Below are 9,997 nucleotides of genomic sequence, written 5' to 3'. Positions count from 1 at the left end.
GGATGGTCAGGTCATAGATCTCGACTACGAACAGGACCCCTACCGAATGCCTACCGCCCAAAGGTATCCCTGGCCCAAGGAACGCTTTCGGTACGAGCACAAGGAGCCCGAACAATCACCAACAACCCGGGAACAGCCGAAAGTCGAACAACTGGATAACGGACTTCTTCTCGTCATCGAAGATCCTGAACCCTGGGCTCACGACAAAGAACCAGTCTTTTGGACGGATTGACCCAATAAAACCAGCTTTCACGGAAACTGTTTCACCTCCCTCTGTACACGTTTCCTCAAATAAACGGGAGATCCTCCGGAAGGTTGACTTTTCAGATGCTATGTGGGCAATAATAATGCCCTCATCCTCTAAGGCCGTTCACCACTAACACAGAAATCGTCAAATCTTCTTACCAATGCTCCCAGTTTTCACTCCTCCCCCTACAACCCCCACCTCAGCGGCTATGCCGCTAAAAAGCAAATTCCTATCAGTAAAAGTGATTGTTGCGATTAACAATGATGCCAACGCCCCAATCTTTCAGAAGGCCACATACGGAATCGTCGGTGATCTTTTCGAAGTAATGCCCAAACTCACGGAAGAATTTCGTAAGGTTTTGGGTCGGTGAGAGCTTGGATTCTAGGTCACCTGGCATGGCTTCTTTATAGAAGTCTGTCTTTCACCTGGCGGGTCTCTGTTCAAGAGCCTGCCTCTTTGACTCAAAGACTGAAAGATAAAAAAGCGGTTCTCCTTGCCCATTGGCACGGTGATGAGCTCGCACTCATTCAACTCTCAAGTCGATATCAAATCGCTACACTTTCTTCACACAGTAAAGATGGTGCAATTATGACTGTCGTACTTAAACGCTTGGGTGCAAAGGTCGTTCGCGGTTCTTCAAGTCGAGGCGCTGTCAGTGGATATTTAGGACTTGTGCGGCTTATAAAAAAGGGCGCGAACTGTAGTTTTGCAGTGGATGGTCCCAGGGGACCTTATCATCAGGTGAAGCTGGGTGTTTTGGAAACTTCAAAAAATTTACAGATTCCGATTTTTTGCGCTGGAATTTCTTGCGATCGCGCTTGGGTTTTTGAAAAGTCTTGGAATAAGGCTTACTTACCAAAACCTTTTGCAAAACTTAATATTGTTTGGACGGGTCCCATTGAAATTCCAAACAAGCAGGCTGAGCTCGATGAAAAGTGGACTCGCGAAGTGGCTGAGCAAATTAATGCCGCTCATCAGCAAGCCCAGGGTTTCATTGCTGAATCATAAAGCTGATGCTAGCGTTTTAATGACCTAAGGATGGGGGCTTCATGATTCGATTATTTTTAATCACTTTGTTTTTCACACATTTTTCTTTTGCTCAAACAAATGCCGTCTTGGCTGATGTTGGTGGAAAGAAAATCACTTCTGAAGAGTTTAACAAAAAATATAAAGAAGTCCTCGATGCCGTTAGTTCAAGTGGCGGACCCGTTCCAAGCAAGAGCGAATTTTTAGAAGATCTCGTTCGATACGAGCTTGGACTCTTGGAGGCCGAAAAACGAAATCTAAAAAATGATGCTGTTTTCCAAGAGCGCTACCGTCAAGAACTTTACAAAGTTCTCCTCGAAAAAGAGCTTGGCGAAAAGGCTCAAAGAATTCAAATTTCAGAAGCAGAAATGAAGGCTTGGTACGCACGAAATCCTTCGATTCGGTATAGTAATATCTTAGTTGATGTGAAGCCCGGTGCCACGGCAGAACAAAAAGAAGAGGCTCGAAAGCGAGCTCAAGAAATTTTCGCTGATGTTAAAAAATCAAAAAGGCCTTTTGATGAGCTTGTTCGACTTTATTCTGACGACACTTTATCAAAACAGTTTGGTGGTGATGCGGGCTTTCAATCCCCTTTAACCGTGATGCCTCAAGTGTATGCCGCTGCTAAAGCCGCAAAAACCGGTGAAATTGTAGGTCCTGTGGAAACTCTTTTTGGATTTCACATCATGAAAGTCACCGGACGAGCCTCTTTCGAACAGGCCAATAGAATTCAAATTCGCCAGGCCGTCTTCAATGAGAAGCGCAAAGGTTTGCTGGATGATTATTTCGCAAAACTGAAAAGGCAATACCCCGTTAAAACCAATCAAAGTCTGATTAAATAAGCCTTACGATGACTAATCCTTTGAAAATGAAAGCCTTCTATCAAGCTCTACTCATGGGTACGATGGCTTTTCATTTTTTGGGATGCACGGCTCAAAATCCAAAGGTCAATGCTCAGCAAGCAATTGTGAAAGTCAATTCGCGCACTTTGACGCTCAAAGATTTTTCAAACAGATTGGGTCGTCGCCTTAAAGATTTAGATTCGTTATCTGCAAAAAGCAGCGAGAATTTAGGTTTTATTAAAGAAGAGATCATTAAAAATTTTATTACTCGGTCTTTGGTGCTGGATTATGCAGATTCGAAAGGCCTTAGTGTTTCAAATCAAGAACTCGATTCAGAGGCCGCTCGGCTGCGGGCATCTTATCCAGATGATGTCACTTTTAGAAGGACTCTTGCCGAAGAAAATATTTCTTTTAGCGAGTGGCAAGAACAGTTAAAGGCACGCTTAATTGAAAAAAAGGTTTTTGATCTCATCTCAGAGAAAATCAAAGCTCCCAGCACCGAAGAACTCAGACTTTATTATCAACAGAACTTAGAAAGCTTTAAGACCAAAGAGCGTGTTTATTTGCGGCAAATTGTTGTTGAAGAACACAACCCCCACCTCAGCGGCTATGCCGCTAAAAAGCAAATTCCTATCAGTTCAAATAAACGGGAGATCCTCCGGAAGATTGACTTTTCAGATGCTATGTGGCCAATAATAATGCCCTCATCCTCTAATACCGTTCACCACTAACACAGAAATCCTAAAATCTCCTTCTCTATGTTTCCAGTTTTCACTCCTCCCCCTACCTGTCGCGCCATAGCCCTTGGGCGACGGCGGAAAACCCCCACCTCTGCGGCTTCGCCGCTAAAAAGCAAATTCCTATCAGCCAAACCCTGGATCCGATAAAGTATTTTATCGTGTGCAAACCAATCTAACAAGTAATGGCCAAAACTAACGTTTTATCGTTAAAGTTAACATTGGGCTTCAAATCTGTGATTGAATCCACGAATCGGTTGGACCAGAGGAACAAATTTGGACTCAACCTTGACTCGGATTGCTGAATCACAATCGTGATTCGATGGCACTCAACGTATTAGGAACCGAATTAATTACCTGTAGCGAATCTCCCATGACGGGATATTTTCGCAATGGAAAATGCGATACTTGCTCGGACGACCGGGGCATGCACACCATTTGCGTCCAGGTTACCGATCCCTTTCTCGAAAAAACCCCCACCTCTGCGGCTTCGCCGCTGAAAAGCAATTTCCTATCAGCAAACCCACATTAAGAACGATGCATACGCGCCGCGAATTCCTAAAGCTCATTTCTTCTGGTTACTTCGTATTTACAGCCTCGGCATTGCCTTTTGCGGGTTGTCGTCGCGTCGCCACCGATAAGCCTAAACGATTTACTTTCCCTCAGGGGGTCGCTTCGGCGGATCCACAGCCTGACTCAATTGTTTTGTGGACCCATGTTCTGGATACAGAAGGAAAACAGGAAGCTATTCATCTCACTCTACAAGTCTGCCATGACGAAACATTTGAGTCTGTCTTGGTAGAACAAAACGTGGAGGCTCAGAATGAGAGAGACCATACGGTTCGCGTAGCACTAAATGGATTGGACTCGCAAACGACATACTATTATCGCTTCATTGCTTCTGATGACAGCGTCAGTCCGATAGGCAGAACTTGGACTGCTCCCAGGCATGAGGATGAAGTTGAACTCTCAGTCGCTGTGGCTTCATGCCAGCATTACATGTTTGGATATTTCAGCGCCTATCGGCGATTGATCAATGACGACGCAGATGCAGCCGATGACAGAAAAATAGACCTGATTATTCACACAGGAGATTTTCTATATGAAACTACTTTTGCGGACGTTCCGGACTTAAACGGCCAGGAGAGAAACCTGACTAATTCAGATGGTACCGAGCGAACGGTCTTGCCGTTTCCAGATGGTGAGAAAGTGAAGAACGGAACGATGAGTGCAATATCCCTCAACGATTTCCGCCATTTATATCAGAAATACATTTCCGATCCTGATCTCATGGAAGCAAGGCGGCTTTTTCCATTCGTCTATGTTTGGGATGATCATGAGTTGGTAAATGACTACTGGCAGTCACACCTCAAAGATACTGTTTATCAAAACCGAAAGGTAGACGCCAACCAGGCATGGTTTGAATACATGCCTTGTGCATTGAATACGGCCTGGGAGGGTCCCATGGGTGAAAATCACGCCAAGGATTTTGAACACCCAGGCCAGTTGAAAGATGTTCAGGAACCGGATTTTGATGACGATTATTTAAACCTGGAACCCAACAACCTGAAGGCCATCCATTCGATCGCAATCTATAGATCATTAAGGTGGGGAAAGTTGGTAGATCTTTTCGCCATCGATGGGCGAAGCTATCGAGGAGATCGTGGAGTTCCTAATGAAATCCTTTCAGCTGGACTAGTACCCTATCCCTCAGATCCCCTGGACCCGGCTTTTGTGGAAACGATGAATGCCGGTAGAACAGCGAATAACGGCAACCCTCCGGATACAGTGATCTACGAAGGAAAGGTGGTTGAGAATGTGCGAAAAACCGCTCCAGTCGGATCACTGCTCGGTCGTAAGCAAAAAGGGTGGCTGAAAGGTTCGCTCGAGCAAAGCAGCGCCGTGTGGAAGACCATTATAAACAACACCCCTTTTATGCGTTTTGGTTTTGATGTATCGTTTAAAGAAGGAGGAACGAAAGGAGGGATCTTCTGGTCCGACTCCTGGGATGGCTACCCCATCGAACGTCGAGAAATGATGAATTACATCAAAGACCAAAAATTGGCTAACGTGGTGTCCTTGACGGGTGATCGCCACGCACATTACGCGGGATATATTTACGACGATTACGAGGGAGAAAATCCGCAAGCGGTTATCCCCGAGTTTGCCTGTGCCGGTATCAGTGCACCTTGCCGAATGGTCGTTCAGAATTCTGTCACTCAGGATAATGAAGATTTGGCTGACCTCGTCGTAGGAGATGGAGAAGCGCTTGGCTACTACAACAAAATGGCACCGACATTAAATGCCTGGTTGATCCACGGAGCGCTTGCTGCGAAGGCGATGGCCAAGGGGGAGATGGAGGATGCAGAAAGGAAGAAGCGCGACGATATAAATCCTCACATGCACTATGCAGACAATGACGCATACGGTTTTCTGCTGGCACGCTATACGAAGGAAAAGCTGGAAGTGGAATTTGTCACGATCCCGGAACCCGTACGAAAATTTGGAAACGATGGACCTCCTGCTATAAGGAAGGTTACCTATTCAGTTGACAGATGGAAGTCAGGCGAAAAACCCGAACTCAATCTTGTCAAGGTGGAGGGCGAGGAGCCTGTGATGGGAATAAGGAGCTGATGGAAACGAAACTCCGTTTCTCCCGTTGGGGATTGGCGTGCCACAGTAGTTAGAGTTTCCACCGGTAGGTAAAAGCGTCAGAAAGGAGAAAAAGGATCAATGTTCATATTTCATATCCGGGAAGGAGTAAATGAGGTCAGGTCTGTACTTTCGACAAGAGGAGGTAGCCAGAAGCTGCCATGCCATTGAATGGGTTTGCAGCTTCCTATAGTCTCAGGCTGGGTGACTATCATTCCAAATGCTTATCGCCCAGTTCCAGTTTTTTTGGAGAGCGGATTTCAGTGTCGATGGTCGTGTATATAATTACCAAATACGTTAGGTCTCCACCAGCTTAGGAGTCATTCAAAAGCTGGATTTATGGGTCGCCCGGTTTTTTGCGCTGGGGTGGTCGAAGGGATCAAACGCTACCAAGTCGAAGACGACACCCCGCCAAAGGCTAACATTACCTGCAAGTTGAGAGAGGAGCAGAAGGGAGAGGAGCAGATCCCTTACTTCATTCCGGCTTTATCGATAGTTTCTAGATACTTGTAACTCGTTTCTGGATACAAGAGTTTTTCACGGTTCAAGGAATAACCCTTTCGCACCCACTAGCTAGGCAATGATATTTTTCAGCTTCTCACCACGAGCCAGGCGATCGATATTCTGTGCCATGAATTGAAGCTTCCGCGCTAACATACCCGTGGTCAGACTAGATGCATGGGGTGCCATAATCACATTGTCTAACTTCCAAAACGGGCATGACGCGGGCATTGTCATTTCGCCCGGACCGTCCGGCTCGTTGTACCACACGTCAAGGGCTGCTGCCTTAATTTGCTTGCGTTGCAGCGCATCAAAGAGCGCTTCTTCGACAACCACTTTTGCACGTGCTACATTGATCAAGCAGGCAGTCGGCTTCATCAAAGCCAACTCGTGCTCCCCAATTAACCCTTCGGTTGATTTATTTAGAGGAAGTGATAACATAACAAAGTCAGCCTGTTCTAGCACCCTATCGAGGTCATCCATGCCATTAATTGCGTCCAAACCAAGCTGGGTCGCTTCACCGTCTGATGGAATGGTTCGCGTTGCGGCAATGAGACGCATCCCAAACACCTTAGCAAGTTCAGCAGTTCTGCGACCAATTTGCCCGAGCCCAATAATCGCTAGCGTCCGTTGTCGCAATTCCATCGACCATTGCGTCGTTTCGAAGAGTCTGTCCCAGTTGCCAGACCGCACCGCTTGGTCGGCCTGGATCATCTCTCTTTCCATTGCCAGCATAACCATCAATACCCATTCTGCTATTGCATTGTCGTGCTCGGACACGTTGGCGATAGGGCAATCCTCAGGCACGGCGTCACGATCGATCTTGTCGAAACCGATGCCAGCGCATTGCACCAGCTTGAGAGGGCCTGCCATGGCACCCATTGCTTTTGTAAAATACATGCTGAGGACAACATCGACTTCTGGCATTTTAGCCGCCATCCCGGCCTCATCGTCAGCATAATGGAATTCAACGGGCGTTTCACCCGGCCAATTCTCATGGGTGAGCACACGATAAGGAGTTAGGATTTTGATTGGAGTGTTTTGTTTCATATTGATGACCCAAAGGTTTCAAACGCCTTCAATACAGCACAAGTTATAATCTAAACGGAGTCAAAAGGAATCCAATACATACCGAGTATCGAAGATTCGACTCTTATCTCGGCCGACCTAATATGATATATTGACATCGACCCTATCTCTCGAAACTAACGCGTAAGGGACAACTAAAGGGGTGAGGAACCAAAGGACGTCAGAGGAACCAAAGGACGTCAGGTCTTGACTCTGTACAAGATTGGGACCCGCAGGCGATAGATTTTTTGGTGATCTCTGTTGATGGAGGTAGGGGCGAAGGGTGAGAATCCACGTCCTAAAATAACTTCACAAAATGACCGTGCAATTTGTGAAAATTTAAGGCATCCCTAAACCATGGAATCTATTGAAAATAAGCTAGTTAAGAGGATTCATGCTAACCATAAGGGTTGGGCGTTTTCCAAAATCGAATAATGCCCGAAAGCCAACGTATAGAATGGAAGGCGTCGTGGCATGACGACTATTTGAAGTGGATCTGCGGCTTCGCCAACGCCGAGGGTGGAACCTTGGTTTTGGGCAAGGACGATGAAGGTAATATCATTGGGCTTGCAGATGCAGAGAAGCTTCTGGAGGACCTGCCGAACAAAATCCGGGATAAGCTGGGACTGATGCCTCGTGTCGACCTACATGAGAAGGACGGAAAGCCGTTTCTCGAGATCCGTGTCGCTCCGTCTACCGTGCCCATCTCCCTGCGTGGCGCCTACTACTGGCGCTCCGGCAGCGTGAAGCAGGAACTCAAGGGCGCTGCGCTCAATGACTTTCTGCTCAAGAAAATGGGAATGACCTGGGACCGAGTCATCGAAGCAAACGCGACTATCGACGACATGGATCCGAAAGCCATCGAAAGGTTTAAAACGGATGCGACCAAAGCAGGACGATTACCGGACTTATCGGATTTGTCCGATGTTGATATTCTTAAGAAGCTTCGACTCACCACACGCGAGGGCATTACCCGCGCCGCGCTGGTTCTTTTCGGCAAAGATCCGGGAGAGTTCTACCCGAACCTCTTTGTTAAGATTGGCCGTTTTGGCGATAGCGAGACCGAGCTAAGATTTCAGGAGGTTGTGGAAGGAAACCTTATGCAGGTGCTGCCCGAGACCATCGAACAGCTGGAGAGAAAGTTCCTGACCAAACCCGTTCGCTTTGAAGGCATCCAACGCATCGAGGAGCTGGAGTATCCCGTCGAAGCGCTCCGTGAAATGTTGCTCAACGCTCTGGTTCACCGCAACTACCTGGGCAGCATGACTCAGATGAAAGTCTATGACAATCGTCTGACCTTGTGGAATGCTGGCACCTTGCCCGAGGAATTGAGCATCGAGCAGCTATTCCAGCCACATGAGTCCATCCCCCGGAATCCTCTAATTGCTGAGGTCTGCTACAAAGCCGGTTATATCGACTCCTGGGGACGCGGTGTGGAAAAGATCAGTGAGGCCTGCAAAGCTTCCGGTTTGGCTGCTCCAGTCATTTCCGAACGCTCTGGTGGAATCCTCGTCGAATTACTACGCCCCCAATCGAAAAAGGTCGGTGAAAAGGTCGGTGAAAGGGTCGGTGAAAAGGTCGGTGAAAAACTTAACGAAAATCAGCAGCGCATAGTAGCCATGCTTCGTGAGAATTCCACGATGTCTGCTGCAAAACTGGCCAAGGAGTTGGGGATTTCTGTACGTAAAACAGAAGAAAACCTTAGGAAACTGCGCGAGAGTGGAGTACTTAAACGCAGAGGACCAGCAAGAGGCGGTCATTGGGAGGTCAACGATGGTTAAATTCACCGAAGTCCAACTAGAATCCGCCATCATCGAGCTCCTCGGAGCCGAAGGCTACCCGCACCTGTTGGGCGAGGCAATTGACCCGCCTGACGGCGCGACAGGGCGCCAGCCGCAGGAGGTTCTCATCAAAGCCGACTTGCGCGCATTCCTCGCCAAGCAATACGTCGCCGACCACATCACGCCACAGGAAATCGAAGCGGTCATCAAGCAGCTCGAAGCCTACTCCGCCGCCGATCTCTACGAGAGCAAAAAAGCAATCATGCGCCTCGTTTCAGACGGCTCCCCTCAGCTCGGCACGAATTTCACCAGATCATAAGCTTCAATGCCACTACACAGCACCACTTAAAAATTAATCACTACAAATCTATGAACGAGATTTCATGCCCTCACTGTGGAAAAGCCTTCAAGGTAGATGAGACCGGATACGCTGATATACTCAAGCAGGTCCGTGACCATGAGTTTGAAGAACAACTTAAAGAACGTCTTCAATTAGCCGAAAAAGATAAGGCTAATGAGCTCGCACTGGCAGAAGAGAAATTAAACCGAAAGTTTCAATCCGAAGCCCAAAAGAAGGACTCTAAAATTCAGGTGCTAAAGTCCCAATTAGAGTCGGGGAAAACGCAACTAGAACTAGTTGTAGCGAAAGCTGTAGCAGTTGTAGAGAAGGAGCGAGATCAACTCGCGAATCAACTACAGCAAGCTAAAGCTGACCGTGAGAATGAATCGAAGCTGGCAAAGGTAGAGAAAGCAAAAGAGCTGCAAGAAGCATCCGCCCAGAAGGAAAAGGAAATCCAAGAGCTGAAAAGTCAACTAGAGGCCAAGGAAGTCAGCCAGAAGCTGGCTATCACTGAAGCGGTGAGTGTTGTAGAAAAAGAACGTGATCAACTTAAACACAACCTAGAACAATCAACTCTTCAAAAAGAAGTATCTGAAAAAGCGCTGAAGGATAAGTATGAGACTCAAATCAAAGATCGGGGCACAAAAACGGGGCACAAAAACGGGGTCATATCTTCATTATTGACAAAAATCCAATGAGCATCTTCTTTGATCTGCATGGCACGGAAGTTGAGAGTAGAGTACCCAGGAGCGTGTTATCACGTTATCAACCGTGGTAATTTCCAATCCAAAATCTTTTCAGCC

The 9,997-nt window shown here is 47.2% G+C and carries 9 protein-coding genes and 3 pseudogenes; 11 read left to right on the top strand and 1 reads right to left on the bottom strand.

The features are described 5' to 3' along the window. The 8 genes and pseudogenes from O3C43_23095 to O3C43_23060 all read left to right on the top strand — a co-directional run. The coding region (locus tag O3C43_23095) for a hypothetical protein (GenBank protein MDA1069373.1) at positions 1 to 232 on the top strand (232 nt) is incomplete at its 5' end. Positions 233 to 479: 247 nt separating this feature from the next. Then, positions 480 to 617, top strand: a pseudogene (locus O3C43_23090) (electron transfer flavoprotein subunit alpha/FixB family protein). Then, positions 614 to 967 (top strand): annotated as a pseudogene (locus O3C43_23085) (DUF374 domain-containing protein). Before O3C43_23090 ends, O3C43_23085 begins: the two co-directional pseudogenes overlap by 4 nt. Positions 968 to 988: 21 nt before the next feature. Next, complete coding sequence (locus tag O3C43_23080) at positions 989 to 1,255, top strand: hypothetical protein (protein ID MDA1069372.1); 267 nt, start codon at positions 989 to 991, stop codon at positions 1,253 to 1,255. A gap of 41 nt (positions 1,256 to 1,296) precedes the next feature. Next, positions 1,297 to 2,115, top strand: coding sequence for a peptidylprolyl isomerase (locus tag O3C43_23075; GenBank protein ID MDA1069371.1), 819 nt, complete (start codon positions 1,297 to 1,299; stop codon positions 2,113 to 2,115). Positions 2,116 to 2,123: 8 nt separating this feature from the next. Then, the gene (locus tag O3C43_23070; GenBank protein MDA1069370.1) at positions 2,124 to 2,846 is read left to right on the top strand and encodes a SurA N-terminal domain-containing protein; all 723 of its coding nucleotides are present in this window, start codon (positions 2,124 to 2,126) and stop codon (positions 2,844 to 2,846) included. A gap of 328 nt (positions 2,847 to 3,174) precedes the next feature. Continuing rightward, positions 3,175 to 3,318, top strand: a pseudogene (locus O3C43_23065) (DUF2237 family protein). Positions 3,319 to 3,389: 71 nt separating this feature from the next. Then, the gene (locus O3C43_23060; protein MDA1069369.1) at positions 3,390 to 5,486 is read left to right on the top strand and encodes an alkaline phosphatase D family protein; all 2,097 of its coding nucleotides are present in this window, start codon (positions 3,390 to 3,392) and stop codon (positions 5,484 to 5,486) included. Positions 5,487 to 6,077: 591 nt separating this feature from the next. Here O3C43_23060 and O3C43_23055 read toward each other — a convergent pair. Continuing rightward, positions 6,078 to 7,055 (bottom strand): 2-hydroxyacid dehydrogenase, encoded by a 978-nt coding sequence (locus O3C43_23055; protein ID MDA1069368.1) that lies wholly within the window; start codon positions 7,053 to 7,055, stop codon positions 6,078 to 6,080. A gap of 452 nt (positions 7,056 to 7,507) precedes the next feature. Here O3C43_23055 and O3C43_23050 point away from each other — a divergent pair, with 452 nt between their 5' ends. Genes O3C43_23050 through O3C43_23040 form a run of 3 tightly spaced genes read left to right on the top strand, consistent with a single transcriptional unit; the run spans position 7,508 to position 9,892 of the window. Beyond that, on the top strand, positions 7,508 to 8,854 hold the full coding sequence (locus O3C43_23050) for a putative DNA binding domain-containing protein (GenBank protein ID MDA1069367.1): 1,347 nt from the start codon (positions 7,508 to 7,510) through the stop codon (positions 8,852 to 8,854). Then, a complete protein-coding gene (locus O3C43_23045; protein MDA1069366.1) occupies positions 8,847 to 9,173 on the top strand; it encodes a hypothetical protein in 327 nt (108 codons plus the stop codon). The genes O3C43_23050 and O3C43_23045 overlap by 8 nt, the downstream gene beginning before the upstream one ends. 50 nt (positions 9,174 to 9,223) lie before the next feature. Then, positions 9,224 to 9,892 carry a DUF2130 domain-containing protein gene (locus tag O3C43_23040; protein ID MDA1069365.1) on the top strand — a complete coding sequence of 223 codons (669 nt, stop codon included), beginning with the start codon at positions 9,224 to 9,226 and terminating at the stop codon, positions 9,890 to 9,892. Positions 9,893 to 9,997: the final 105 nt, after the last annotated feature.

It is taken from the genome of Verrucomicrobiota bacterium (genome assembly GCA_027622555.1).
Lineage (GTDB): Bacteria > Verrucomicrobiota > Verrucomicrobiia > Opitutales > UBA2995 > UBA2995.
The sequence above is the reverse complement of the archived record's forward strand: the minus strand, read 5'-3'. Positions and strand labels throughout refer to the sequence as shown.

Bases quoted from the DNA above. Each gene is read 5' to 3' on its own strand.
- O3C43_23075 (MDA1069371.1), top strand. From the start codon at position 1,297: ATGATTCGATTATTTTTAATCACTTTGTTTTTCACACATTTTTCTTTT.
- O3C43_23070 (MDA1069370.1), top strand. From the start codon at position 2,124: ATGACTAATCCTTTGAAAATGAAAGCCTTCTATCAAGCTCTACTCATG.
- O3C43_23060 (MDA1069369.1), top strand. From the start codon at position 3,390: ATGCATACGCGCCGCGAATTCCTAAAGCTCATTTCTTCTGGTTACTTC.
- O3C43_23055 (MDA1069368.1), bottom strand. From the start codon at position 7,055: ATGAAACAAAACACTCCAATCAAAATCCTAACTCCTTATCGTGTGCTC.
- O3C43_23050 (MDA1069367.1), top strand. From the start codon at position 7,508: ATGCCCGAAAGCCAACGTATAGAATGGAAGGCGTCGTGGCATGACGAC.
- O3C43_23045 (MDA1069366.1), top strand. From the start codon at position 8,847: ATGGTTAAATTCACCGAAGTCCAACTAGAATCCGCCATCATCGAGCTC.
- O3C43_23040 (MDA1069365.1), top strand. From the start codon at position 9,224: ATGAACGAGATTTCATGCCCTCACTGTGGAAAAGCCTTCAAGGTAGAT.